The sequence below is a fragment of the Methylobacterium sp. A54F genome, assembly GCF_053346035.1.
In genome coordinates, this window is record NZ_JBKFBF010000014.1 from 12,802 (window position 1) to 38,315 (window position 25,514).

At 72.5% G+C, this 25,514-nt stretch carries 22 protein-coding genes; 10 read left to right on the top strand and 12 right to left on the bottom strand.

Features of this window, described 5'->3' with window-relative positions:
• Window positions 1-141 precede the first annotated feature (141 nt).
• The gene (mutS, locus tag ACLBXP_RS20540; protein ID WP_447669781.1) at window positions 142-2,793 is read left to right on the top strand and encodes a DNA mismatch repair protein MutS; all 2,652 of its coding nucleotides are present in this window, start codon (window positions 142-144) and stop codon (window positions 2,791-2,793) included.
• Between the two features lie 3 nt (window positions 2,794-2,796).
• Here mutS and ACLBXP_RS20545 read toward each other — a convergent pair whose 3' ends face one another.
• Together ACLBXP_RS20545 and ACLBXP_RS20550 are read right to left on the bottom strand one after the other, a co-directional pair.
• Window positions 2,797-3,225: a response regulator gene (locus tag ACLBXP_RS20545; RefSeq protein WP_447669657.1), complete on the bottom strand. Its 429-nt coding sequence runs from the start codon at window positions 3,223-3,225 to the stop codon at window positions 2,797-2,799.
• 54 nt (window positions 3,226-3,279) lie between these two features.
• Window positions 3,280-4,383, bottom strand: a complete 1,104-nt coding sequence (locus ACLBXP_RS20550; protein WP_447669658.1) for a histidine kinase dimerization/phosphoacceptor domain -containing protein — start codon at window positions 4,381-4,383, stop codon at window positions 3,280-3,282.
• Between the two features lie 298 nt (window positions 4,384-4,681).
• On the opposite strand from ACLBXP_RS20550, the gene ACLBXP_RS20555 reads away from it, so the two are divergent.
• The 3 genes from ACLBXP_RS20555 (at window position 4,682) to ACLBXP_RS20565 (ending at window position 7,825) form a co-directional block, all read left to right on the top strand.
• The gene (locus tag ACLBXP_RS20555; protein WP_447669659.1) at window positions 4,682-6,085 is read left to right on the top strand and encodes an AmpG family muropeptide MFS transporter; all 1,404 of its coding nucleotides are present in this window, start codon (window positions 4,682-4,684) and stop codon (window positions 6,083-6,085) included.
• 136 nt (window positions 6,086-6,221) lie between these two features.
• Window positions 6,222-7,142 carry an EcsC family protein gene (locus ACLBXP_RS20560; RefSeq protein WP_447669660.1) on the top strand — a complete coding sequence of 307 codons (921 nt, stop codon included), beginning with the start codon at window positions 6,222-6,224 and terminating at the stop codon, window positions 7,140-7,142.
• A gap of 5 nt (window positions 7,143-7,147) precedes the next feature.
• Window positions 7,148-7,825 (top strand): MgtC/SapB family protein, encoded by a 678-nt coding sequence (locus ACLBXP_RS20565; RefSeq protein WP_447669661.1) that lies wholly within the window; start codon window positions 7,148-7,150, stop codon window positions 7,823-7,825.
• 34 nt (window positions 7,826-7,859) lie between these two features.
• Here the strand turns inward: ACLBXP_RS20565 and ilvA are convergent, their stop codons facing one another.
• The 4 genes from ilvA to ACLBXP_RS20585 all read right to left on the bottom strand — a co-directional run bounded on the left by ilvA (window position 7,860) and on the right by ACLBXP_RS20585 (window position 11,958).
• Window positions 7,860-9,380 (bottom strand): threonine ammonia-lyase, biosynthetic, encoded by a 1,521-nt coding sequence (gene ilvA / locus ACLBXP_RS20570; protein WP_447669662.1) that lies wholly within the window; start codon window positions 9,378-9,380, stop codon window positions 7,860-7,862.
• A 95-nt stretch (window positions 9,381-9,475) separates the two neighbouring features.
• Window positions 9,476-9,823, bottom strand: coding sequence for a diacylglycerol kinase (locus ACLBXP_RS20575; RefSeq protein ID WP_447669663.1), 348 nt, complete (start codon window positions 9,821-9,823; stop codon window positions 9,476-9,478).
• Between the two features lie 62 nt (window positions 9,824-9,885).
• Window positions 9,886-10,932, bottom strand: coding sequence for an AbrB family transcriptional regulator (locus tag ACLBXP_RS20580; RefSeq protein WP_447669664.1), 1,047 nt, complete (start codon window positions 10,930-10,932; stop codon window positions 9,886-9,888).
• A 51-nt stretch (window positions 10,933-10,983) separates the two neighbouring features.
• Window positions 10,984-11,958, bottom strand: coding sequence for a LysR substrate-binding domain-containing protein (locus tag ACLBXP_RS20585; protein ID WP_447669665.1), 975 nt, complete (start codon window positions 11,956-11,958; stop codon window positions 10,984-10,986).
• A 152-nt stretch (window positions 11,959-12,110) separates the two neighbouring features.
• On the opposite strand from ACLBXP_RS20585, the gene ACLBXP_RS20590 reads away from it, so the two are divergent.
• Window positions 12,111-13,697, top strand: coding sequence for a catalase (locus tag ACLBXP_RS20590; protein WP_447669666.1), 1,587 nt, complete (start codon window positions 12,111-12,113; stop codon window positions 13,695-13,697).
• Between the two features lie 117 nt (window positions 13,698-13,814).
• Here the strand turns inward: ACLBXP_RS20590 and ACLBXP_RS20595 are convergent, their stop codons facing one another.
• Together ACLBXP_RS20595 and ACLBXP_RS20600 are read right to left on the bottom strand one after the other, a co-directional pair.
• Window positions 13,815-14,153, bottom strand: a complete 339-nt coding sequence (locus tag ACLBXP_RS20595) for an MmcQ/YjbR family DNA-binding protein (protein ID WP_447669667.1) — start codon at window positions 14,151-14,153, stop codon at window positions 13,815-13,817.
• 4 nt (window positions 14,154-14,157) lie between these two features.
• Window positions 14,158-14,400, bottom strand: a complete 243-nt coding sequence (locus tag ACLBXP_RS20600; protein ID WP_447669668.1) for a hypothetical protein — start codon at window positions 14,398-14,400, stop codon at window positions 14,158-14,160.
• Between the two features lie 221 nt (window positions 14,401-14,621).
• On the opposite strand from ACLBXP_RS20600, the gene ACLBXP_RS20605 reads away from it, so the two are divergent.
• The 3 genes from ACLBXP_RS20605 (at window position 14,622) to ACLBXP_RS20615 (ending at window position 17,120) form a co-directional block, all read left to right on the top strand.
• Window positions 14,622-15,605: an outer membrane protein gene (locus ACLBXP_RS20605; RefSeq protein ID WP_447669669.1), complete on the top strand. Its 984-nt coding sequence runs from the start codon at window positions 14,622-14,624 to the stop codon at window positions 15,603-15,605.
• 262 nt (window positions 15,606-15,867) lie between these two features.
• The gene (locus ACLBXP_RS20610) at window positions 15,868-16,773 is read left to right on the top strand and encodes an outer membrane protein (RefSeq protein WP_447669670.1); all 906 of its coding nucleotides are present in this window, start codon (window positions 15,868-15,870) and stop codon (window positions 16,771-16,773) included.
• Window positions 16,774-16,802: 29 nt separating this feature from the next.
• Window positions 16,803-17,120, top strand: coding sequence for a hypothetical protein (locus ACLBXP_RS20615; protein ID WP_447669671.1), 318 nt, complete (start codon window positions 16,803-16,805; stop codon window positions 17,118-17,120).
• 3 nt (window positions 17,121-17,123) lie between these two features.
• Here ACLBXP_RS20615 and ACLBXP_RS20620 read toward each other — a convergent pair whose 3' ends face one another.
• Window positions 17,124-17,672 (bottom strand): HNH endonuclease, encoded by a 549-nt coding sequence (locus ACLBXP_RS20620; protein WP_447669672.1) that lies wholly within the window; start codon window positions 17,670-17,672, stop codon window positions 17,124-17,126.
• Window positions 17,673-18,198: 526 nt separating this feature from the next.
• On the opposite strand from ACLBXP_RS20620, the gene ACLBXP_RS20625 reads away from it, so the two are divergent.
• Both ACLBXP_RS20625 and ACLBXP_RS20630 read left to right on the top strand, forming a co-directional pair.
• Window positions 18,199-20,859: a DUF3772 domain-containing protein gene (locus tag ACLBXP_RS20625; RefSeq protein WP_447669673.1), complete on the top strand. Its 2,661-nt coding sequence runs from the start codon at window positions 18,199-18,201 to the stop codon at window positions 20,857-20,859.
• A gap of 97 nt (window positions 20,860-20,956) precedes the next feature.
• Window positions 20,957-21,430 (top strand): CAP domain-containing protein, encoded by a 474-nt coding sequence (locus tag ACLBXP_RS20630; protein ID WP_447669782.1) that lies wholly within the window; start codon window positions 20,957-20,959, stop codon window positions 21,428-21,430.
• 27 nt (window positions 21,431-21,457) lie between these two features.
• Here ACLBXP_RS20630 and ACLBXP_RS20635 read toward each other — a convergent pair whose 3' ends face one another.
• From ACLBXP_RS20635 to ACLBXP_RS20645, 3 genes are read right to left on the bottom strand one after another with little or no spacing between them, the layout of a single operon-like run.
• A complete protein-coding gene (locus ACLBXP_RS20635; protein WP_447669674.1) occupies window positions 21,458-22,681 on the bottom strand; it encodes an MFS transporter in 1,224 nt (407 codons plus the stop codon).
• Window positions 22,678-24,336: an apolipoprotein N-acyltransferase gene (gene lnt / locus ACLBXP_RS20640; RefSeq protein WP_447669783.1), complete on the bottom strand. Its 1,659-nt coding sequence runs from the start codon at window positions 24,334-24,336 to the stop codon at window positions 22,678-22,680. The genes ACLBXP_RS20635 and lnt overlap by 4 nt, the downstream gene beginning before the upstream one ends.
• Window positions 24,337-24,377: 41 nt before the next feature.
• A complete protein-coding gene (locus ACLBXP_RS20645) occupies window positions 24,378-25,514 on the bottom strand; it encodes a CBS domain-containing protein (protein ID WP_447669675.1) in 1,137 nt (378 codons plus the stop codon).

Sequence of the window (25,514 nt, forward strand, 5' to 3'; positions counted from 1 at the left end):
GCTCTGCTATGAGGAGGCATGGCCCGACATGCTGCTGCCCGATCGATCGCGAAGTCCGGCGAGAGGCCGTCCGAGGACACCGTGAAGGGCCCGGCGCAGGGCGGCGGGGACCTTGCCGGAGCGCTCGCGGGCGCGACGCCGATGATGGCGCAGTACATCGAGATCAAGGCCGCGAACCCCGATTGCCTGCTGTTCTACCGCTTGGGCGATTTCTACGAGCTGTTCTTCGCGGACGCCGAGATCGCCTCCCGCGCCCTCGGAATCGTCCTGACGAAGCGCGGCAAGCACGGCGGTGCCGATATCCCGATGTGCGGCGTGCCCGTGGAGCGCGCCGACGACTACCTCAACCGCCTGATTGCGCTCGGTCACCGCGTCGCCGTCTGCGAGCAGACGGAGGATCCGGCGGAGGCCAAGCGCCGCGGCCCCAAATCCGTGGTCCACCGCGCGGTGGTGCGCCTCGTCACGCCCGGGACGATCACGGAGGATCGCCTCCTCGATCCGGCCCGCGCGAACCTGCTGCTCGCCATCGGGCGCCGCAAGGTCTCGGACGATACCGTCGCCTACGGGCTCGCCGTGCTCGACATCTCGACCGGACGCTTCGCGCTGAGCGAGGTCACGGCCGGGGAACTGGCCGGCGCCATCGCCCGGCACGATCCGCGGGAGATCGTGCTCTCGGAGGCGATCCATGCCGATCCGTCCCTCGCGCGCCTCTGGCAGGACAGCCGGGCCGCGATCGTCCCCCTCGCTCAGGCGGAGCTGGAGCCGGCCTCGGCGGAGCGCCGCATCCGCGAGCAGTTCGGCGTCGCGACGCTCGACGGGTTCGGGCAGTTCACGCGCGCGGAGATCGCCGCGGCCGGCGCCGCGCTCCTCTACGTCGAGCGCACGCAGATCGGCGCCCGCCCGCCGCTTTCCGTGCCGACGCGGGAGGCCTCGGGCTCGACCCTCTCGATCGATGCCGCGACGCGCGCGAACCTCGAACTCACCCGCACCTTGTCGGGCGAGCGCACGGGCAGCCTCCTCGATGCCATCGACCGGACGGTCTCGGCGAACGGCGCGCGGCTGCTCGCCGAGCATCTCGCGGGTCCGCTGACCGACCTCGGCCGCATCGCGCGGCGGCACGAATCGGTCGCCTACCTCGCGGACGACGGTGCGCTCCGCCGCACGATTCGCGACGGGCTCGCCCGGGCGCCGGACCTCGCGCGCGCCCTCTCGCGCCTCGGTCTCGGCCGGGCGGGCCCGCGCGACCTCGCCGCGCTCCGCGACGGACTGGATGCGGCAGCAGAGCTCGCGCAGCGGCTGAGCGAGGCCGAGGGCCTGCCCCGGAACCTCGGCGCGCTCGCGCGCGATCTCGGCAAGGCGGACCCCGCGCTGGCTGCCACGCTGCACGCGGCGCTCGCGGACGAGCTACCCCTCAGCCGGCGCGACGGCGGCTTCGTGCGCGCCGGCTATCATCCGGAGATCGACGAGGCGCGCCTGCTCGGCCAGGATTCGCGCAAGGTCATCGCCGGCCTCCAGGCCCGCTACGCCGATCAGACCGGCTGCCGAACGCTCCGGATCAAGCACAACAACCTGCTCGGCTACTACATCGAGGTGCCGCAGGCGGTGGGCGAGACCTGCCTCACGGGCCTCCTTCGCGAGACCTTCGTGCATCGGCAGACCATGGTCGACGCCATGCGCTTCACGAGCGTGGAGCTCGGGGAGCTGGAGGCGAAGATCTCCGGCGCCTCGGACCGGGCGCTGGCCCTCGAATGCGGGGTGTTCGACGACCTGGCGACGCGGGTCCTTGCCCAGGCCGAGGTCGTAGCGCGCGTCGCCGAGGCGCTGGCCAACCTCGACGTGGCCGCGAGCCATGCCGAACTCGCGGTCGAGCTCGACTGGTCGCGGCCGATCGTCGAGGACACCCTCGCCTTCGTGATCGAGGGCGGACGCCACCCGGTGGTCGAGGCGGCGCTCCGGCGAACGGGCGACGCGTTCATCGCCAACGATTGCGACCTCTCCGGCGAGGGGCGGGGGCGCATCCGCCTCGTCACCGGGCCGAACATGGGCGGCAAGTCCACCTTCCTGCGCCAGAACGCCCTGATCGCGGTGCTCGCCCAGATCGGCGCCTTCGTGCCCGCCGCCCACGCGCGGATCGGTCTCGTCGACCGCCTGTTCTCCCGCGTGGGCGCGGCCGACGACCTCGCCCGCGGCCAGTCGACCTTCATGGTCGAGATGGTCGAGACCGCGGCGATCCTCAATCAGGCCACCCGCCGGTCCCTCGTCATCCTCGACGAGATCGGGCGCGGCACCGCGACCTTCGACGGCCTCTCGATCGCCTGGGCGTGCCTCGAGCACCTCCACGAGGCGAACGCCTGCCGGGCGCTCTTCGCCACGCATTTCCACGAGCTGACCGCCCTGGGGCAGCGCCTCGCCCGCCTCGACAACGCGACCCTCAAGGTCGCCGAGCACCGGGGCGAGGTCGTCTTTCTGCACGAGGTCGTGCCCGGCATCGCGGAGCGGTCCTACGGCCTCCAGGTCGCCCGCCTGGCCGGCCTGCCGCCCGGAGTCGTCGCGCGGGCCGGCGCCATCCTGAAGGGCCTCGAGAAGGCGGAGCGCGAGCGGCCGGGGCGGCCCCGGATCGACGACCTGCCGCTCTTCGCGAACCTCGCGCCGCCGCCGCCGCCGCCCGAGCCCGTGCCGGAACCGGACGATGCCCTGGCCCGCCTCCTCGATGACCTGGATCCCGACGCGCTGACGCCGCGCGAGGCGCTGGACGCCCTGTACCGCCTCAAGCGGGCGCGGGCGGGCGCCTGACGCTCAGGCGACCGGCGCGAGGCTGAGGCCGTCCGGCACGACGCAGGTGGCGCGTCCGTTGGCGCGGCACGCGGCGACGTAGTCGAGGGCGCTCGCCACCACCCGCTCGGAGTAGGGCTTCGCGATCACGCCGAGGGCGCCGGCGAAGTCCTCCGGGATGCGCTTGGCGTTCGCGGTCATGAACACCACCGTTGTGCGTGGGTCGGCGCTCAGCGCCCGGGCCACCTCGACGCCGGTCGGGCCGTCGACGAGGTGGATGTCCACCAGGGCGACGTCCGGGGCGGTGGAGCGTCCGAGGGCGATGGCTTCGGCGGAGCTTCCGGCGATGCCGACGGTCACGTGTCCGAGGTCGTCCAGCAGGTATTCCAGCTCGAGCGCGATCAGAACCTCGTCCTCGACGACGAGGATGCGCAGCGTTGGCTCGGCCGACATGACGCCTCCCGGATGATCGGCACGGACGCGTCGAGGCGGCCTGCACGCGTGAGCTTACAGAAGATCGGCGTTGGCGCCATCGAGCGGAATGCCGATCTCCACGTGAGTTCCGGGCGAGCCTTCCCGCCACGCGATAGTCCCGCGCAATTGCCGCACCACCATCTCGACGAGGCTTCGCCCGAAGCCCGCAGGGTTCGGGGGCGCGGCGCCGATGCCGATCCCGTCGTCTTCCACCAGGAGCCGGAACCCGGACGCGTTGCGCTGCGCCGTGATGCGGACGCTGCCGCCGCGCTCGCCCGGAAAGGCGTGGCGGACCGCGTTGGTCGCGAGTTCGTGGATCATCAGGGCGAGCGGCGCCGCCATGGCGGCCGAGACCGCGATCGGGTCCACCGCCGCCGCCACCCGGGTGCGCTCCGGGTCGAGCCCGGCACTGAGGTCGGCCAGGAGGTCGGACGTGAAGGCATCGAGGCTGAAGCGGGTCACGTCGCCCGCCGAGTAGAGCATCCGGTGTGCGGTCGAGAGCGCCCCGATCCGGTCCGCCATGGCCTGCAGGGCGTCGCGGGCCTCGCCTTCCGGCGTGCGGCGCGCCTTGAGCAGCATCAGCGAGGAGATGACCTGGAGGTTGTTCTTCACCCGGTGGTCGACCTCGTGGAGCAGCGCCGTCTTCTGCTCCAGCGCCGCCTGCAGGTCGGCGGTGCGGGCGCTCACGAGCCGCTCCAGCTCGTCGTTGGCGCCCCGCATGGCGACCTCCAGGCGATACTTGTCGGTCATGTCGGCCTGGGCGGCGAAGTAGTAGATCACCTGCCCGGCGGCATCGCGGACGGGATTGATCGTCATGGCGTTCCAGAAGGCGGTGCCGTCCTTGCGGTAGTTGAGGACCTCGCACTCGGTCGGGCCGCCCGACTCGATCGCCCGGCGCATCTGCCCGATCACCGCCGGGTCGGAATCGCTGCCCTGCAGGAAGCGGCAGTTCCGGCCGAGGATCTCGCTGCGCTCGTAGCCGGTGTGCCGCACGAAGGCTTCGTTCACCCAGACGATCGGATGGTCGTCCCGGCGCGGGTCCGTCACCACCATCGGGGTCGGGCTCGCGTCGAACGCGGATACAAAGATCTCGCCGCCGGCGGCGACGCTTTCCGGAAACGGTTCGAGATCCTTCATCGCACGGCCGGTCGAGCTTTCGGGCACCCGGCCACACGCCGGCCCAGGGTCGGACGGGCGCCCCGGAAGAGGGCCGACGCGCCCCGACCACGAGTATCCTTCGAACCGAACAGACCGCTCACGGGCAAGTTCCACCCGCCGAGGTCGCATCCACCGCAATTGTGCGAGGCGTGCGTTAACGATGCCGGCACCATGATCCCCCGATCGCGCCGCCCGGCGCCCGTGTGCTTTGGTCCCGCGGCCCAAGGCTGCCACGATTTTTGCGGATCAAGGCGCGCGAGCCGAAGGAGTTCCATGCATGGCTGCCCCGCCGCACCCCCAGGGTGCCGCCGACGACACGTCCCGGAGCGGCCGTAAGGCGCCTGTCCGCGCAAGGCTCACCCTGCGCGACATCCTGGACGACGCCCGCATCGCGCTCATGCTGGCGCTCGGCTTCGCCTGCGGCCTGCCGATCCTGCTGGTGTTCTCGACGCTGTCCGCGTGGCTGGCGACGGCCGGCATCCAGCGCACCAGCATCGGCCTGCTCTCGTACGTCTCCTTCGCCTACTCGCTGAAGTTCGTCTGGGCGCCGGTGATCGACCGGCTCGACCTGCCGTGGCTCGCCGCGCGCCTCGGCCGGCGGCGGGCCTGGATGCTCGCCTCGCAGGTCTGCGTCGCCGCCGGCCTCATCGGCATGAGCCAGGGCGATCCTGCGGCCTCCTTAAGCTTCATCGTGATCTGCGCGCTCGTCACCGCCTTCGCCTCGGCGACGCAGGACATCGTGGTCGACAGCTGGCGCATCGATGCCGCGCCGACCGAGCGCCAGGGCGTGATGCTCGCGGCCTACCAGCTCGGCTACGCCGTGGCCCGCGCCTTCGCGGGGGCGGGCGCCCTCTACATCGCACAGGGGGCGGGCTGGTCGCCGGCCTACGGCGCCATGGCGCTCCTGATGCTCGTCGGGCTCGGCGCGACCCTGCTCGCGCCGCGCCAGGACCCCGAGCGCGATCCCGCGCAGGACGCCGATGGCGGCCGGCGCTCGATCGGCCGCACCCTGCAGATCGCCGTGGTCGAGCCCTTCGGCGACCTCGTGCGCCGCAAGGGCGCGCGCCTGGTGCTGATCCTGTCCCTGATCATGCTCTACCGCCTGCCCGACATCATCTCGGGCGTGATGGCCCAGCCCTTCTACATCGAGCAGGGCTTCACCCTCACCGAGATCGCCAACGTGACCAAGGTCTACGGGGTGATCGTCGGCGTGGTCGGGGCGCTCGCGGGCGGCTGGGCGGTGATCCGCTTCGGGCTCCAGGCCTCGCTCCTGGTCGGCGGCATCGTGGCGGCGGCCTCCAACCTGATGTTCTCCTGGCTGGCGGTGAGCGGCCACGACACGATGCTGTTCGTCGTCAGCATCTCGATCGACAACTTCGCGGGCAACTTCGCCGGCACCGCGCTCATCGCGTACATGTCGAGCCTGACCGCGTCCGGCTTCGTGGCGACGCAGTACGCGCTGCTGTCCTCGCTCTACGCGCTGCCGGGCAAGTTCGTCGGCGGCTTCTCGGGCTTCATGGTCGACGCCATGGGCTATCCCCGCTTCTTCGCGGCCTCGGCCGCGATCGGCATTCCGGTGGCGCTGCTGTGCCTCGCCCTCATCGCCCTGCGCGAGGGCCGGGAGGATGCTGAGCCCGCGGCCGGGGCACCGCCCGAGGAGGGGGTCGCCGTCAAGGCGTGATCCCGGCGTGATCCCGCGCCCGCTCGCACGATCGTGCCCGCGCGGCCTCGGCGCGCCGGAACCAACCCCGGGGCCTGCGGCTTGCTCTGACCGTTCCGTTCGCCCCCGCGGGGGTGCCAACCCGGGGGATTCAGACGTGAGCGACATCACCCTCGCCGGCGAGACCCTGCCGACCCCCGTCGACGGCAGCCCGCGGACCCTGAGCGAGGCGGACCTCGCCGCCCTGCGCCGGGCGGTGCAGGTGCTCGAGCGTCCCGGCCTCGCCGCGCGCCTCTCGGCTGCGGCGGGCGCGCCCCTCGACATGATCGGCCGCACGCTGCCGGCCCCCGTCACCGATGCGGTGGCGCGCTCCACCGAGACCGCGATGCGGGGCGCCTTGCGGGTGGCGCTCGCCACGCTGCCGAAGGTCGAGGGCGTCGCGCCCGGCACCACTGTGGCCCCCGTCGAGGCACGGGCGGAGGGCCGCTTCGCCCGCCTGTTCGCGTCGAGCGAGACCACCCACAAGGCGCTGGCGGCGGTCTCGGGCGCGGTCGGGGGCGCCTTCGGCCTCGCGACGCTCGCGGTCGAGCTGCCGGTCTCGACCACCCTGATGCTCCGCTCCATCGCCGAGATCGCGCGGGAGGAGGGGGAGAACGTGGACACGCCGGAGGGCGCGCTCGCCTGCGTGCAGGTCTTCGCCCTCGGCGGCCGCGGCAGCGAAACGGGCCTCGCAGAGAGCGGCTACTTCGCGGTCCGCGCGGCGCTCGCCAAGACCATGGCGGAGGCCGCCCGCTACGCCGGCAGCCGGGCCCTCCTCGACGAGGCAGCGCCCGCCCTCATCCGCTTCTCGGCGCAGATCGCCGCGCGCTTCGGCATCGTGGTCTCGCAGAAGGTGGCCGCGCAGGCGGTGCCGGTCCTCGGCGCCTTCGGGGGCGCGGCGGTCAACGCCGTGTTCATGAACCACTTCCAGGGCATGGCCCGCGCCCACTTCACGGTCCGCCGGCTGGAGCGCGCCTACGGGCAGGCGGCCGTCCGGGCGGCCTACGAGGTCGAGAAGGCCGCCCTCGGACCGGCCTGACGCCCGTGATCGGCAACGGCGAGATGATCGGCCGCCTGGCGCTGGCGGCCGCCCTCGGCAGCCTGGTCGGGCTCGAGCGGGAGCGCCTGCTCTGGGCCGCGGGCCTGCGCACGCACATGCTGGTCTGCACCGGCTCGTGCCTGATCATGCTGGTCTCGGCCTTCGGCTTCGGCGACGTGCTTGGCCAGCCCGGCATCGTCCTCGATCCCTCCCGCGTCGCCGCGCAGGTGGTCTCGGGCATCGGCTTCCTCGGCGCGGGCACGATCCTGCTGCGCGGCGAGGTGGTGAAGGGGCTCACCACTGCCGCGAGCCTCTGGGCGGTGGCGGCGGTCGGCCTCGCGGTGGGCGGCGGGCTCTACGTGCCGGGCCTCTTCGCGACGCTCCTCGTCATCGCGATCCTGGCCGGCGTGAAGCCCATCGAGGAGAACTGGCGGGGCCGCATGCAGAGCCGGGAGCTGCGGCTGGTGGTGCGACGCGACGCGGTCTCCATCGACACCCTGCAGCGGGCGAGCGGCGCCCGCGCCTCGCGGGTGAGCCGCTTCGTGGTGGCGCCCGGCGAGACCGAGGGGCACGACACCGTGACGATCTCCTTCGTGCGGCTCTCCCGCACCAGCGTCGAGGCCATCGCCCAGCGCCTGCGCGCGACCGAGGGCGTCGTGTCAGTCGAGGCGGTTGAGCCTTGAGGCGAGGGACTTCGCGGCGACGACGCGCGTCCCTTCAGTCCGCCGACTCGTCCAGGAACAGCCGGTAGGCCGGGTTGCCGGTCTCGTCGAAGTACGGGTAGGCCAGCGCTTCGAGCGCCGCCGCGAACCGGTCCTGCTCGACCCGCGGCACCTGGATGCCCGCGAGGACGCGGCCGTAATCCGCGCCGTGGTTCCGGTAGTGGAACAGGGTGAGGTTGAAGGCGTCGCCGAGCGCGTCCAGGAACTTGAGCAGCGCGCCCGGGCGCTCGGGGAACTGGAACCGGTAGAGCCGCTCGTCGGCGATGCCCTGGGCCCGGCCGCCCACCATGTAGCGGACGTGGACCTTGGCCATCTCGTTGTCGCTCATGTCGACGACGCGGTAGCCCTGGTCCGTCAGGGCGCCGACGAGCGCCCGCTTCTCGGTCCGGCCGCCCGGCAGGTTGATGCCGACGAAGATCTGTGCCTCCGCGCCCTTCGCGTAGCGGTAGTTGAACTCGGTGATGGCCCGGGGGCCGAGGGCGTTGATGAAGGCCCGGTAGGCGCCCGGCCGCTCCGGGATGGTGACGGCGAGCAGGACCTCGCGCTCCTCGCCGATCTCGGCCCGCTCCGCGATGTGGCGGAGCCGGTCGAAGTTGAGGTTGGCGCCCGACGAGATCGCGATCAGCGTGCCAGTGCCGCCGTTCTCGGCGGCCCAGGCCTTGGCGCCCGCGAGGCTCAGCGCGCCCGAGGGCTCCGAGACCGCCCGGGTGTCGTCGAAGATGTCCTTGACCGCCGCGCACATGGCGTCCGTGTCGACCGTCACCACGCCGTCGAGGTGCTCGCGGCAGAGCCGGAACGTCTCGGCGCCGGCCTGTCGCACGGCGACGCCGTCGGCGAACAGGCCGACGCTCGGCAGCGTCACCCGCTCGTCGGCCGCGAGCGCCGCGGCCATGCAGGCGGCATCGTCCGGCTCGACGCCGATCACCTTGGTGTCGGGCCGCAGGTACTTGACGAAGGTGGCGATACCGGCCGCCAGGCCGCCGCCGCCGATCGGCACGAAGATCGCCTCGATCGGCCCGGAATGCTGGTGCAGGATCTCCATGCCGATGGTGCCCTGGCCGGCGATGACCTCGGGATCATCGAACGGGTGCAGGAAGGTCAGGCCGTCCGCCTCCTCGCGGCGGCGCGCCTCGGCGAGCGCCTCGTCGAAGGTGTCGCCGTGCAGCACCACCTCGGCGCCGCGGGCCCGGCAGGCATCGACCTTGATGGCGGGGGTCGTGCGCGGCATCACGATCACGGCCCGCACGTCGAGGCGGGCGGCGGCCAGCGCCACGCCCTGCGCGTGGTTTCCGGCCGAGGCGCAGATGACGCCGCGGGCGAGCTGCTCCGCCGAGAGCCCGGACATCTTGTTGTAGGCGCCGCGCAGCTTGAACGAGAAGACCGGCTGCAGATCCTCGCGCTTCAGCAGGATCGGCCGGCCGAGCCGCGCGGTCAGGCGCGGCAGCGCGTCGAGGGGGCTCTCGATCGCGACGTCGTAGACGCGGGCGGTGAGGATCTTGCGGATGTAGTCGGTCACGGGTCGGGGACGCCTTCGGGCGATGCGGCGACGGGGGGCTGGCGAGCCCGCCACATAGCCCTTCGGGCGCGACTTTGCGAGGGCGCGGCCCCGCCTCAGCCGATCCGCTCGATCAGCGCGGCGATCCAGACCAGCGCAGCGACCGCCTGGGCCAGGAAGGCGCCGGCCGAGGCGAGGTCCTTCACGGTGCCGATGGCGGGGTGGCGGCCCGGGTGGAGGTGGTCGCAGAGCTTCTCGATCGCCGTGTTCAGGAACTCGGCCGCGAGCATCAGGAGCAGGGCGCCGATGAGCGCCACGCGCACCCACAGGCTCTGCCCGAGGATCAGCGCGACCGGCACGCCGAGGGCGAGCAGCGCGAGCTCCTGGCGCACGGCCCGCTCGGTGCGGGCGCCGTGCACGAGGCCGCGCCAGGAATTCAGGAAGGCGAGGAGGAGGGCGTCCACGGGTCGGCCGGGCTCGTTCGGGGCAGGGGTGGACAGCCTAATCGCCAATAATGGGCACGGAATTAAGATGCCTCCGGCGCGGTGCGGGCGATCAGCCGTGCGAGCATGGGCCCGGTCAGCAGCACCACGAACAGCCGGAGCGTCTGCACCGCGAGAACGAACGAGACGTCGGCCTTCGAGCCGACGGCGATGATCGCCACCGAATCGAGGCCGCCGGGGCTCGTGGCCAGGAAGGCCGTGAGGAAGTCGATGGCGAGGAGGTGCGTGAGCCCGAGCGCCCAGCCGGCGCAGAGGGCGATCACCGCGAGCGTCGCGACGAGCACGCCGGGCAGGGCGTGCACCGTCTCCCGCAGGGTCTCGCGGGTGAAGCGCAGGCCGACGTACCAGCCGATCACCGCGTAGGCCGCGTCGAGCAGGAGCGGGGGCAGGGTGATGCTCGCGATGCCGGTGGCGTGCAGCGCCGCCCCGAGGATCATGGGGCCGATGAGCGCGCCGGCGGGCAGGCGCAGGGCCAGGGCGAGGCCGGCGCCGCCGGCCGCCACCGCCAGCGTGACCAGAACCGGCAGGAGGGCGGGAGCCTCCGCGACCGGGACCGAGGCAGAGCCCGCCGGCTCTCCGCCGGTGATGAGGCGTGCGACCACGGAGGCCGAGAGCACCACCGCCGCCACCCGCACGTACTGCATGAAGGCGACGAGGCGCGGGTCGGAGCCGTAGGCCTCGGCCATCGCCACCATGGCGGCGGCCCCGCCGGGCGAGGAGCCCCAGGCGGCGGTGGTCCCGGGCAGCACCCGCATCCGCGTCAGCACGTAGCCGACGAGGCCGCCGGCCAGCACCGTGACGCCGACCACGAGGAGGATGATGGGCCCGTCGTCGAGGATGGTGCGGGCGATCTCGGCCGTGACCGCGTGGGCGACGAGGCAGCCGATCAGCGCCTGCGCGCCCTGGAAGGCCGCTCGTGGCAGGCGCAGGCGCACGCCCCGCACCCCGAAGACGATCGCCACGAGCATCGGCCCGAGGAGGAGCGCCGCCGGGAACCGGGCGAGGCTGAGCGCGCCGGCGAGCAGTGCCGACGCGGCAAGCAGCAGGATCCAGGTGACGACGGACTTCACGGATGGGCTCGGCAGGAGGGGGGGGCTTGCGCGGGCGCTACACCCTCCCGGTCACGCTGTCACGGTGCGGGGGACCCCGGACCCGATCTCGGGGCCAGCAGGTGCCCCGTCCCGGCAGGCGACGGTGCCCTGGGGCGTGTTGCCGCGGAAGAAGGCGGCGAGATGCGCAAGTCCCGCGGCCCGGGGATCGCTCGACCGCCAGACCAGGGCGATGGTGCGCCCGGGCCCGTCCGTGTCGAAGCTGCGCGTCACCGTGAGGCCGGAGGGGTCCGGCCCACCCGGCACCGCGAGGGCCGGCAGGAGGGTGTAGCCCGCCCCCGCCGCCACCATCGAGCGCAGGGTCTCGAGGCTGGTGGCGTGACGGCCCGCGGTGCCGCCCGCGCGGCAGGCGGCGAGCGTCTGGTCGCGCAGGCAGTTGCCCTCGTCGAGGAGGAGGAGGTCCGGCCCCGCGATGTCGCCAGCCCGCAGGGCCCCACCCTGTGCGAGGGCGTGGTCCGCCGGGCAGGTCAGCCAGAAGGGTTCGACGAAGAGTGGCGCCACGGTGAGGCCCGAGGCGGCCACCGGCAGGGAGACGAGGGCGGCGTCGATGCGCCCGTCGCGCAGGCCGTCGAGGATCTCGGCGGTGCGCGCCTCGGACAGCGCGAGAGCGAGCAGCGGAAACTCCTGGCGCAGGGTGCGCAGGACGAGGGGGAAGAAGTAGGGGCCCAGCGTCTGGATCGCGGCGAGCACGAGGCGCCCGGTGAGCGGCGCGCCGCGGCTCTCGCTCGCGAGCGCGAGGAGGCGCTGGGCCTCGGCCAGCACGGCCCGCGCCTGGCGGACGATCGCCTGGCCGGCCGGGGTGAGCAGCACGCGCCGGTTCGAGCGCTCGAACAGCACGAGGCCGAGCGCCGCCTCCAGCTTGCGCGTCTGGACGCTCAGCGTCGGCTGGCTGACGTTGCAGCGCTCCGCGGCCCGGCCGAAATGGCCCTCGTCGGCGATCGCTACCACGTATTCGAGGTCGCGCAGGGACAGGCCGCTCAAATTCATAGGCAGCATCTATCACGATGTTTGCGACGATGCATTTGCCACACGGTCACGCGGCCTTCATAACGGCTCACCAGAACGGTTCCAGGCTGGCCGCGTTGCCCCTAGCGGGGTGATCGGCGTTCGGACCCCTTGGTTTCAGGAGAGAGCGACGCATGAGCGAGCAACGTCCCACACTGACGACCCGCCAGGGCCATCCGGTCCGCGACAACCAGAGCACGCGCACGGTCGGCGAGCGGGGCCCGGCGACGCTCGAGAACTACCAGTTCATCGAGAAGATCACCCACTTCGACCGCGAGCGGATCCCGGAGCGCGTGGTGCATGCCCGCGGCGCCGGCGCGCACGGCTACTTCGAGGCCTACGGACGGATCGGCAACGAGCCGGCCTCCAAGTATACCCGCGCCCGCGTGCTCAACGAGACCGGCGTGAAGACGCCGATGTTCGTGCGCTTCTCCACCGTGGCGGGCGCCAAGGAGAGCCCCGAGACGGCGCGCGACCCGCGCGGCTTCGCGGTGAAGTTCAAGACCGTCGACGGCAATTGGGACCTCGTGGGCAACAACCTCAAGGTCTTCTTCATCCGCGACGCGATCAAGTTCCCCGACATGATCCACGCGTTCAAGCCTGACCCGGTGACGAACCGGCAGGAGGCGTGGCGCTTCTTCGACTTCGTGGCCGCGCACCCCGAGTCGATCCACATGGTGACGCACCTGAAGTCGCCCTGGGGAATTCCCGCGAACTACCGCGAGATGGAGGGCTCGGGCGTCAACACCTACAAGCTCGTCAACGACCAGGGCGAGGCGGTGCTCTGCAAGTTCCACTGGGAGCCGAAGCAGGGCGTCCGCAACCTCACCTCGGCCGAGGCCGAGGCGATCCAGGCCAAGAACGTCGGCCACGCCACGCAGGACCTCTACGACAACATCGCAGCCGGCAACTTCCCGGAGTGGGAGTTCTGCGTGCAGATCATGCCGGACGGCCCGAACGACCACCTCTCGTTCGATCCCCTCGACGACACGAAGCTGTGGCCGGTGGACCAGTTCCCCCTGCTGCCCGTCGGCCGCATGGTCCTCGACCGGGTGCCGGACAACTTCTTCGCGGATGTCGAGCAGTCGGCCTTCGGCACGGGCGTCCTCGTGGACGGCATCGACTTCTCGGACGACAAGATGCTGCAGGGGCGCACGCTGTCCTACTCGGACACGCAGCGCTACCGCGTCGGCGCGAACTACCTCCAGCTCCCGATCAACGCGCCGCAGCCCGGCGTGAAGGTCTACTCGAACCAGCGCGACGGCCAGATGACCTACACGGTCGACGGCACGGGCCGGAACCGACACATCAACTACGAGCCCTCGACGATCGGCGAGGGGCTCGCCGAGGCGCCGAAGAAGAAGGACTACCACCAGCCGGTCAGCGGTGAGCTCGGCCGCTACCAGACCAGCCGCACCGAGGACGACTACACCCAGGCCGGCGTCCGCTACCGCTCGTTCGAGGACTGGGAGCGCGAGGACCTCATCGCGAACCTCGTCGCCGACATGAAGGAGTGCCCCGAGGCGATCCAGCTCCGGATGGTCTGGCACTTCTGGCACGCGGACGAGGATTACGGCCGCCGCGTCGCCGAGGGCGCCGGCATCGACCTGGAGAAGGCCAAGGCCCTGCCGCCGCTGCCGGGCCGCGCCGCCCCGGGCAAGCGCCTGCAGCCCGAGACCTTCACGGAGGGCGGCAACGCCCATCGGGTCGCGGCCGAGTAAGCAGAGCCGCACCGACTGACTGACGCGCCCCGCACGGCCCAGCCGTGCGGGGCTTTTTTTCGCCCGGAGCCGGCGGGCTACGCTGGAGGCTCGATCGCTCAGATCGTCCGCACCGCCTCACGCCGGATCGTAGACCGCCGCGAGGGCGGGGGGCGCCGTTGCGAGCCAAGCGGCGAGGAGCGCGCTCCGCAGGGTCTCCTCGTCGCACTCGGGCAGGTCGAGGTTCGTCCAGCCGCGGCGTCCCCAGGCGCCCGGGACCGGCGCGAACAGCTCGGGCTCCGCCTCGACGCGCATCGCCTGCTGCTCGGGCGGCAGACGCAGGACCGTGCGGTCCTCGAGCGTCCAGAGCGTCGCGAAGACCCGGCCGGCGACGCGAAAATCGGCGTTGCCCTGGTGCGCGCCCTCGATCACCTCGGGGAGCATGAGGGCGATGGCCCGCACGTCCTCGGGTGCCATCGGCTCAGCTCACGCCCCCGCCGGGCGGCTGCCAGGTGGCGCCCGGATGCTCACGGATGTCCCCGGCGCGGCTGCCCGTATCGGCATCCGAGGCCCAGTCGGCCGGCTCCGCGACCGCCTCGATCACCGCCTCCGGATAGGCCGCTTCGAGGAACAGGCGCGCCTCGCCCTCGGCGGCCGCCCGCACGGTGACGAGGGGGCGCAGGCCGGACGAGTCGCGAACCTGAGCGGTGAACAGTTTCGTCATGCGGGTGCCTCTCCTCGCGGGCTTGCCCGCATCCGCACGAGCAACGCGCGACGCGCGCGATCGTCCCGCGCCGCTTTCGAGGCTCTCCAGGAAAACTAGCCTCGGCGCGCAAGGCTAAGATTTAACGTTAAGCCCGATTTAAGACCTTCGCGGCCATGATCCGCACGTCATCGCGGCCGGCGCATCGGGATTCCGGCACACCGCTGAGTGAAGGAACACTTATGGCCCGCTCCAAGCTTTCTGCCTTGGCGCGCTCCCTGACGCTCGTCGCGAGCGTGGGCGCGCCGTGCCTCGCCCAGGCCGCCGATCTGCTGCCGCCCCCGCCGCCGCCGCCCGCGCCCCCACCCATCGAGGTCGGCGGCGGCTGGTACCTGCGCGGCGACGTCGGCGTGAGCATCTACGACGAGCCGGTCTACTCGACCTACGGCTACGACAAGCACCCGGGCTACAAGTCGAACGAGGTCAGCTTCCAGAACGCGGTCGGCAGCGGCGGCTTCGCGGGCGTCGGCGTCGGCTACCAGTTCAACAGCTTCCTGCGCGGCGACGTGACCGGCGAGTACCGCTTCTCCACGGGCCTGCGCGGCAGCAGCTACTACCAGGGCGGCGTGGACGAGTTCGGCTACGGCTCCTACGGCTACAACAAGTCCACCGGCAGCTTCGATTCGGCGGTCGTCCTCGCCAACGCCTACTTCGATCTCGGCACCTGGTACGGCATCACGCCGTTCGTCGGCGGCGGCGTCGGCGTGGCCTTCAACCACACCTCCGGCTTCTCGACCTCCGAGAACTTCACCGGCCCGAACTACGGCTACGAGCAGTGCAAGTGCGACGGCAGCTGGTCGCGCCACCTGCAGTACGACGGCAACGGAAACGTGGTCTACCAGACCCAGTCCGGCGGCACCTGGTACAAGGACAAGTCCACGGCGAGCTTCGCCTGGGCCCTGCATGCCGGTCTCGCCTACAACGTCACCGACCTGTTCAAGGTCGAACTGGCCTACCGCTACCTGAACCTCGGCACCGTGAAGACCGGTTACGGCAGCGTGCCGTGCTGCTCCTCGCCCCAGCCCGGCATCAAGGTGAAGGACGTCGAGGCGCACGACGTGAAGATCGGCCTGCGCTACCTCCTCGGCGGCGGCATCGCGGCGCCGCTGCCCCCGCTGATGGCCGACTATCAGCCGGCGCCGGGCCCGCTCGTCAGCAAGTACTGATCACCGCTTCATCGCGACGCCTTCGGGGCGGCGCGGACCTTGAGGGTCCGCGCCGCCCTTTTGTCGTTCCGGATGGTTTGGACGGGCGTGACCTTCGCGGCACGCGCCGAAGCACAGGGCGCGCTCTCCCATCACGAGGGCAGTCGTGTCCCAGGACCGGTGCTTGAGCGCCGCGTCAACGCAACGGTCGGTTAAGGTTACTGCGGTACGAATACCGCATCGGCCAGCCGTCTGTCGGCTCGACGCCCCGAGGACGATTTCGATGCGTACCGTCACCCTTGCCCTCATCGCGGGTCTCAGCGCGTGCGGCTGGACGGCCGCGCAGGCCGCGGACCTCGATTACGGCTACCTGCGCGGCCCCGAATACGAGCCGCCGGCGCCCCTGATCGACTGGAGCGGCGTCTATCTGGGCGGGCACGGCGGATACAGCTCGGCCGCGCTCGACTTCAAGAACGTCTTCCAGCCGCTCGTCTACAGCAGGACGCACGACTCGACGGCCGAATCGATCTTCGGAGCATCGACGCTGCTCTCCGCGCGATCGCAGCGCGTCGACAGCGCGACCTACGGCGCAATCGCAGGCTACAACTTCCAGTTCGATGACGTCGTGATCGGCATCGAAGGCGACTACACCCGGTTCGGCAAGTACGGATCGAGCTACGACAGCATCGGCCGCGTCAAGATGAACGGCGATTTCAAGGAATCGGTCGAGCTGGCCGGCGTCACCTCGACCCGCGTCCAGGACTACGGCACCATCCGTGCGCGCGCCGGTTACGCGCTCGGCAACTTCATGCCGTTCGTCACCGGCGGCGTCGCGGTCGGCCGCGCGCTCATCGTCGATGCCGTCAACGTCCAGCATTACGGCTACAACCTCGCGACCTTCAACGCGAACCAGGCGGTGACGAACGGCGCGGCTCCGGCCTACGTCAACAACTTCGGGTACAGCGCCTTCAGCCAGTCGAACCCGGAGGGCAGCGTACCGGACGTTCAGACCGTCAAGCAGGCCAAGACGAAGGTCGTCGCCGGCGTCGCCCTCGGTGCGGGCCTTGAATTCGCGCTGACCTCGAACATCGTCCTGCGCGGCGAGTATCAGTACGTGCTGCTCAACGACTTCGACGGCCACAAGGTGAACCTCAACACCGTCCGCGGCGGCGCGGCCGTGAAGTTCTGACGACGCGCCTGAAGCCGGAGACGGAACCGATGCCCATCCGCGCGCTGCGCCCCGTGGCCCTGGGCCTCGGCCTGACGATCCTCACCGGCATCGGCGCCGTGCAGGCGGGCGAGCCGCGCCTCGACGCGGCGGCCTCCGGTCACCGTCCCCACGGGGCCATGGGCCATCCGGTGCGCCGGCCGCTCCCGCCCGAGCTCGCCTACCGGGATCCGCGCTACCGGCCGCTGCCCCCGCGGGTGCTGCCCCTCGTCCCGCCGCCGGGCGGCCCGCGCTACCACGCCTACGTGCCGCGCGCGACCTACCTGCCCATCTACAACGAGCCGCCGCGCCGATTCCCCGGCGAGTGAGGCTCAGCTGTCCAGCTCGCTGTCCCAGTAGAGGTAGTCGAGCCAGGTGTGGTGGTACTGCCGGTGGTCGAATTCCGGCTGGCGGTGGTGCAGCTCGTAGCGGGTGGGGCGGCGCGGCTCGTTGATGAGCGGCATCTCGGCCTCCCCCGGCGTGCGGTTGGCCTTGCGCAGGTTGCACGGGCTGCAGGCCGCGACGACGTTCTCCCAGGTCGACAATCCCCCCCGCGAGCGCGGCACGACGTGGTCGAAGGTCAGGCCGCCCGAGGGCAGGCGCAGGCCGCAATACTGGCAGGAGAAGCCGTCGCGCAGGTAAATGTTGTAGCGCGTGAAGGCCGGCGTGCGGGCGAGGGTGACGTAGTTCTTCAGGGCGACGACGCTCGGGACCTTCAGGGCGCGGCTCGGCGAGCGCGCCTCGACGTCGTAGCTCGCCACCAGCGTCACGCGGTCGAGGAACAGGGCGGTGAAGGCATCCTTCCAGGACCAGAGCGAGAGGGGATTGTAGGAGAGCGGCCGGTAATCCGCGTTCAGGACGAGGGTTTGAAGGTCCATCATCGGCGCGACTCTCGGAACGGATCGTCTGGGGGACAACGCGCGGGATGCGGTCGGCGCGCTGCCACGCAGGCGTGGAAGTGGCGGGTTTCCGCCGGGCCCGGATCGCCGCAGAGGAGCGACGCGTCGCGGCGCGCGGAGGCGCGACCAGGGCGCGGGTGCATCAGGGCGCTCGCGATAGGCGGGACGGCCGGCCGGCCACGGCGGCCGGCGGGGGCGGTGACACGCGAAGCGCCGCGGGGCCGGCCGAAGCTGGTGAGCGGCCCCGCCTCCTCGCGCCAAAGCGAAAAGGCCCTGTCCATCGGGGCTTAGTCTAATATCACCGTGACAGGCTTGTGAAGGTTCGCGGGGTCGCGGCCCGCGCCGCACCCACAGGCTCGCGGCGGTCCCGTTCGGCGGACCCCGCGGCCCCGGGTGGCCGCGGCGGGCCTTTCGCCTTATGGAGGCCGGAGAATCCGGGCCTGGCGGGAAAGCCGCCGCGCCCCATGCGCCCGTGCCCCGGCAGGCCGGCGCCCGCACAAGGATGTCCATGAATCGAAGCCTCCCCGGCCGCAGCCGACGCCTCGCGATCCTGGCGGCACTCCTCGGCACCCTCCTGGCGATGCCCCACCCCACGGACGCCCAGGAGCCTCCGGCGAAGCCCGCCCAGGAGAACGCCAAGGAGAATGCCCAGGGGGCCGCTCCGGGAACGGCGCAGGGCACGGCGCCGGCCGGGCAGAAGGCGGAGGGCAAGCCCGAGGCCGCCCCGGCCCAGCCGCCGGTGGTCCCCGAGGCCTACAAGGCGACGCGCGCCAAGCTCGATGCCGCCCGCGCCGACCTCGAGGCGCGCCAGAAGGAGCTGGAGCGGCCAAACCTCACCCCGGCGGACCTGAGCCGCATCCGCGAGGGCATCGGCCCGGTGGCCGACGGCATCCGCGAGATCATCAGCAACCTCGAGGCGCCGCTGGAGGCCGCGCGGGAGCGGCTCAACCAGCTCGGGCCGAAGCCGAAGGACACGCAGGAGAGCGCCGAGGTCGCCCAGCAGCGCGCCGCGAGCGAGGCCTCGGTGGTGCGCATCGACGAGACGCAGCGCCTCGCCCGCGCGCTCCTCGTGCAGTCCGACCAGCTCGTCGACCGCATCTCGAACCGGCGGCGCGAATCCTTCACGAAGGACCTGTTCGCGCGCAGCCAGTCCCTCGTCACGCCGTCCCTCTGGACCCGGGTGATGGAGGACCTGCCCCGGGACGGCCGAGCCCTGCAGAGCGCGCTCTCCGACATCGGGCTGCTGTTCCAGCGCAACGGCACGCTCCTCAACCTGATCCTCCTCGGCGTCGCCTTCGGGGTCTCGATCGCCCTGTATTTCGGCCGCCGCAACATCGCGCCCCGCCTCGGCCGGCGCGACCTCGCCCGGGTCGAGCCGAGCCGTCGCGAGCAGCTCCTCGCCGCCTGGCGGGTGGTGCTGCTGGGCACCGTGCCGGCCGTGGCCGGGTCCTACGCCGTCTACTACGCCCTCGACGCCACCGACCTCCTGCCCTCCCGCCTGCTGCCGGTGGCGGGCGCCATCCTGGGCGGCCTCGCCTTCATCGCCTTCGTGGAGGCGCTCTGCGACGCGCTCCTGTCGCCCGAGAAGCCGGCCTGGCGGCCGGCGCCGGTCAGCGATGCGGCAGCGGGCCGGGTGACGCGCCTCGCGGTCGGCATCGCCACGGTGATCACCGTGGTGAAGGCCATCGAGGCCCTGAACTCCGGCATCTCGGCGGCGCTTCCGGTCTCGATCGCCACACGGGGCATCGGGGCGATCGCCACGGCCCTGATCCTCGCGGTCGGCCTCCACCGGTTCGCGGACAATTCCGACGAGGAGGAGGCCTGCTTCGGCCCCTACGTGCCCACGCGGACGACGACGGGCCTCGGCGGGCCGGCGCGCCTCGCGGGCTGGGCCGCGGTCGGCGTCATCGCGGTCGCGGCGGTGACCGGCTACGTGGCGTTCTCGGCCTTCTTGATCGACCAGCTGATCTGGACCGGGTGCCTGATCGCGCTGCTCTACCTCTTGGTCCAGAGCTCCGACACCTTCGTGGGCGGGTCGCTGAAGGACGAGACGCGCTTCGCCACGACGCTGCAGGCCAACACGGGCCTGCGCAAGCGCTCGCTGAACCAGATCGCGGTGCTTTCGACCGGCGCCCTCCGGGTGCTCCTGATCCTCGTGGCGGCGCTCCTGGCGCTCGCGCCCTGGGGGCTCGACTCCACCGACATCTTCTCGTCGATCCGCACGGCCTTCTTCGGCTTCAAGGTCGGGGACGTCACGATCTCCCTGTCCACCATCGCGCTCGCGGTGGGCATCCTGATCCTCGGCGTGTTCGTGACCCGGGCGATCCAGCGCTGGATGGAGCTGACCTACCTCCCCGCGACGGACCTCGACGCGGGCCTGCGCAACTCGATCTCGACGGTCACCGGCTATTGCGGCTTCCTGCTGACGCTGGCGGTCGCCTTCTCGTATCTCGGCCTCAGCCTCGAGAAGCTGACCATCGTGGCCGGCGCATTGTCGGTCGGTATCGGCTTCGGCCTCCAGTCGATCGTCAACAACTTCGTGTCCGGCCTGCTGCTCCTGTGGGAGCGGCCCATCCGGGTCGGCGACCAGGTGCTGATCGGCGACAGCGAGGGCATCGTGAAGCGCATCTCGGTGCGCTCCACCGAGATCCAGACCTTCGACCGCTCGGCCGTGATCGTGCCGAACTCCAACCTGATCTCGGGCGTCGTGAAGAACCGCGTGCGGGGCGACCGCACGGGGCGGGTGGTGATCGGCGTCAGCGTCCTGCGCAACCAGGACCCCGTGAAGGCCGCCGAGATGATCGTCGCCTGCGCGGCCGCCCATCCGGACGTGCTCAAGGAGCCCGCGCCGCGGATCTTCTTCAAGAAGATCGGCGACCCTTTCCTCGAGTTCGAGCTCTACGCGATGGTGGTCGATGTCGGCCTCGGCCAGAAGGTGCAGACGGACTTGAACTTCGCGGTCTTCAAGACCTTATCTGACGCCGGCTTCATCCCCCCGCTCGGCCCGGGGGCCAGCATCGTCACGGTGCAGGGGCTCGACGGCCTGCAGGGCGCGATGGGCGACATCGCCGCACAGTTCGTGCGGACGATGCCGGACAAACCGGCGGACGGCAGCGACGCGGAGCCGATGCGCTCCCCGGTCCGGCGCAGCGCCGGAGCGAATTCGTAACGCCCCGCCGCTTAGACCCGGCGGCGCGGTGCACGTGCGGGAGGGCAGGGACGTGAGCGATCGGGTTCTCGGGTGGGTCGGGCACGGGGCGCGGGCCATGGTGCTCGGCGGTGCGGCGCTGCTCTCGGCCTGCGCCACGGACGCGCCCACGACCACGGCGGCCCTGCCGAGCCTGTACTGGCCCCTGACCACGAACACCGCCCAGCTCGACACGGGCGCGGCGCGCGAGATGATCTCCGCCTACCGGCGAAACCGCGGCGAGGCGGCCCTCGCCATCGACCCCGACCTGCAGCGCCTCGCCGAGGCCGAGGCCGCCGCCATGGCCGCGGCCGACAGGCCGAGCCAGGCGGCCACCGTCAAGACGGCGGTGGAGCGCCTCGGCTACGGAGCGGCCAACGCCAACCTCTCGGCCGGCTACCACACCCTCGCCGAGGCCTTCTCGGGCTGGCGGGACAGCCCGCCCCACAACGCCGTGATGCTCGACCCGCGCGCCACCCGCATGGGCATCGCGACGGCCTACGCGCCGAACTCGAAGTACAAGGTCTACTGGGCGCTGCTCACCGCGAAGTGACGGCGGACGATCGCGGCTGTCGCGACCTCAGCCGGCCGCGGGCGGCGGGGCCCCGCCCTGGATGGGCCCGCCCGAGCCGACCAGGCGGTTTCGGCCGGCCCCGAGGCCGAACAGGAAGCTCCCGAGGGCGAGCGCGCAGTAGATCGCTGCGGAGAGGTACCAGCCGCCGGTCGCCTCGTGGGCGAGGCCGAAGGCGAGGGGGCCGAGCGCCGCCACCGCGTAGCCGATCCCCTGCGCCATGGCCGAGAGGGCGGCCGCGCCCGCGGCGTCGGGGGCACGCAGCACGATGATCGTGAGCCCGAGCCCGAAAGTACCGCCGAGGCCGGCGCCGAGGAGCAGCGTGCACGGGGCCACGAGGGCCGGCGGCAGCAGCAGCACGCCGAGGAACGCGAGGGCGTCGATGCCGATGAGGATCGCCACGAACGGGCGCTGGTCGCGCAGCCGCGCGGCGAGCGGCGGCACCAGGAGGGCGGCGGGGGCCTGGCCCACGCTCATCAGGGACGCGACGAACCCGGCCTGGACGGGGTCTAGGCCACGGCTCTGGAGCACCGCCGGAATCCAGCCGAACAGGATGTAGGCCAGCGACGATTGCAGGCCCATGAAGCCCGTGACCTGCCAGGCCAGGCGGTCCCGCCACAGTGGCGAGCGCCGGCCCGCGGCGGGCCGGGCCGCCCGAGCGGGAGCGCCGAGGGCGAAGGGCAGCCAGACGAGGGCCGCCGCCGCGGCCGGCACGGCCCAGGCGGCGAGCGCGGGCGACCAGCCGGCCGCGAGCCAGTCCCGCAGCGGCACCGTGAGCCCGGCGCCGGCGGCGGCCCCGAGGCAGAGGACGCTCGTGTAGGCGCCGGTCATGGAGCCCGCCGCCCGGGGGAAGTCGCGCTTGACGAGGCCCGGGAGCAGCACCCCGGCGAGGCCGATGCCGGCCGCCGACAGGCAGGCTCCGAGGAACAGGGCGGGCAGGCCCCCGGCGATGCGCGTGGCGAGCCCGAGGCTGATCAGGGCCGTCGCGGCGAGGATCCCGCGATCCGCCCCGAGGGTGCGGGCGCAGAGGGGGCCGAGCGCGCTGGCGAGGCCGAGGAAGAGCACCGGCAGGGTGGTGAGGAGCGCCGCGCCGGACGCGCTGAGGCCTGATTCGGCCTGGATCGTCGTCAGGAGCGGGCCGACCGTGGTGAGCGCCGGGCGCAGGTTGAAGGCGATGAGGAGGAGGCCGAACCCGAGGACCAGGGGGTGCGGGCGCTGCAGGGGGGCCCTCACGCGTGCCGCGCGCGGAGCGTCGCCCGAAGGGCGGCGGCGAAGGCCGCCCCCAGCATCAGGGCGAACGGCCAGTCACCCGCCCGGGCGTAGGGCGTGCGGCCGAGAATGCGGGCCGGCAGGTCGGCATCGAGCACCGTCTCCTCGCCGAGGGCCGTCGCCGCGGTGACGCGCCCGTAGGCGTCGATGATCGCGGAGATGCCGGTGTTGGCGTCGCGCACCAGCGGCAGACCCTCCTCCACCGCCCGCAGCCGGGCCTGCGCGAGGTGCTGGCGCGGCCCCGGCGTGTCGCCGAACCAGGCATCGTTCGTCACGTTGAGGATCAGCCCGGGAGGGCGTTCCGCGCCGGTCTCGCGGGGGGCCGGCACCACGGCGCCGGGGAAGATCGCCTCGTAGCAGATCGTGCCGGCCACCGGCGGCAGGCCGGCGATGTCGAGGATGCGCTGGCCGGTCGGGTCGCCCGCCGTGAAGCCGCCCGGGATCGCCACGAACTGGCGGAGCCCGACCATGCGCAGGAGGGCGTCGAGGGGGCCCGGCAGGTACTCGCCGAAGGGCACGAGGTGCACCTTGTCGTAGCTGTCGGTGATCACGCCCGGCGGGTCGATCGTCATGATCGCGTTGTAGTAGCGCAGGCGCTCGCCGGGCAGCGCCTCGTCCGCGCGGGCGGCCCCCGTGATGAGGTGCTGCCCGGGCTTCAGCGCGCCCCCGATCTTGGCGAGCGCGTCCGGCTGGCGCTGGATCAGGAACGGGAAGGCGGATTCGGGCCAGACGATGTGGGTCGGCGCCGGCTCGCCGGGCCCTGGCGCCTCGGTGCTGAGGGCGATGTAGCGGTCGAGGATGTCCTCGCGGTTCTCGGGCCGGAACTTGGCGTCCTGGGGCAGGTTCGGCTGCACGAGGCGCAGGCGCACGCCCGCGACCGTGGGGCCGGGCGCCGGGTCGAGCCGGGCCGCCCCGTAGAGGCCGAGGGCGAGGAGCACGATCGCGGCGGCAGCCACGGGGCCGTAGCGCGCCCGGGGGCTCGCCCCGTCCGCGAGGGCGGCGGGGGACGCGCAGATCAGGACCGCGAGGAGGGTGAGCCCGTAGAGGCCGACGACGGCCGCCCCCTGCATCAGCCAGGCGTTCTGGCCGAGCGCCATGCCGAGGGTGTTCCAGGGGAAGCCGGTGAGCACGTGCCCGCGCAGCCATTCGGCGCCGGAGAGGCCGAAGGCCAGGGCGGCGATCCGCGCCGGCCCCGGCGACCAGAGCAGGCGCGCCGCCGCGAAGCCCGCGGCGCTGAACAGCCCGAGGCCGGCGGGGAGCCCCACCACCCCGAGGGGGAGGGCCCAGGCGAATTCGTCGGCCTCGACCAGGAAGGCGGAGCCGAGCCACCACAGCCCGGCGACGAAGTAGCCGAAGCCCCAGGCCCAGCCGAGGCCTGCGGCGGAGCCGAGGCCGCGGGCCGCCACGCCCTCGAGGAGCCAGACCGCGACGGTCAGCGAGAGGGCGAGGGCCGGCAGCAGCCCGAAGGGCGGCATCGCGAGGGCGCCGACCGCGCCGGCCAGCGCGGCGACGCCGACGCGCCGCCAGCCGCGCAGGGCCCGGAACCACGCCGCGAGCCCGGCCGCCGGTCCGCCCGGCCGTCCGTCGGGACCGGCCCCGGCGCGGGCGTGCCGTTCCAGGCGGACATGCGGAACCGCATCGGACCGCACGGCTCCGGCGGTCACGAACCGTGCGTCTCGGCGGCGACCGGGGGCGCCGCGGGAGGCGGCAGGGCGAGGGGCACCACCGCCTCGATGCGGGCCGGGCCCTTGTGGAAGCGCAGGCGCTTGAGGCGGCGGGGATCGGCGTCGAGCACCTCGAATTCCAGCTCGCCGGGGCCGGTGATGAGCTCACCGCGCGAGGGCACGCGGCCCGCGAGCGTCACGATCATGCCGCCGATCGTGTCGATGTCCTCGGCCATCTCGCCGACCGCGGCCACGAGGTCGACGCCCGTCGCCTCCGAGACCTCGGCGAGGCCCGCGCGGGCATCGGCCACGAACACCTCGGCGTCGCCCTCGACGCGCTGCACGAGGCGCCCCTCGGCGACGTCGTGCTCGTCCTCGATGTCGCCGACCACCATCTCGATCAGGTCCTCGATCGAGATCAGGCCGTCGGTGCCGCCGTACTCGTCGATGACGAGGGCCATGTGGGTGCGGGTCGCCTGCATGCGCACGAGGAGGTCGATGGCCGGCATCGAGGGCGGCACGAACAGCACCGGGCGCTGGATGCGGGTGGAGCTCAGCGTCACCGAGAGGTCGACGTTGCCGAGGTTCAGGGCGCGCAGCGCCCGGGCCGGGCTGCGCCGGGTGCGCGGCGCGGGCGTCGCCGCGAGGCTCGCCTCAGCGATGACGGCGGGGGTGGTGCCGTTCGTCGGCGCCCGGCGGCTGCCGCTCTCGGCCCTCGCGGCGATGTGGTCCACGAAGTCACGGATGTGGACCATGCCGCGGGGGTCGTCGAGGGTCTCGCCGTAGACCGGCAGGCGCGAGTGCCCGGCCGTCCGGAACAGCTTCAGGAGGTCGCCGAGGCTCGTCTCCACGGAGACCGCCACGATGTCGGCCCGGGGGATCATCACGTCGTCGACCCGCACCTTGTGCAGGCCGAGGACGTTCTTGAGCATCGCCCGCTCGAGGGGCGAGAAGGCGTTCTCGCCCGAATCAGGCTCCGCGAGGGCGTCCTCGATGTCGTCGCGCAGCGAATCGCGCGGCTTGAGGTGCAGGGCCTGCAGCAGACGGTCGTACCAGGGCTCCCTGGAGCCCGCCTCGCCGTCCGCGGAACCTGGCGCGGCCTGGGCCGCGCCGCGACTTCGATCGTTCGTCAT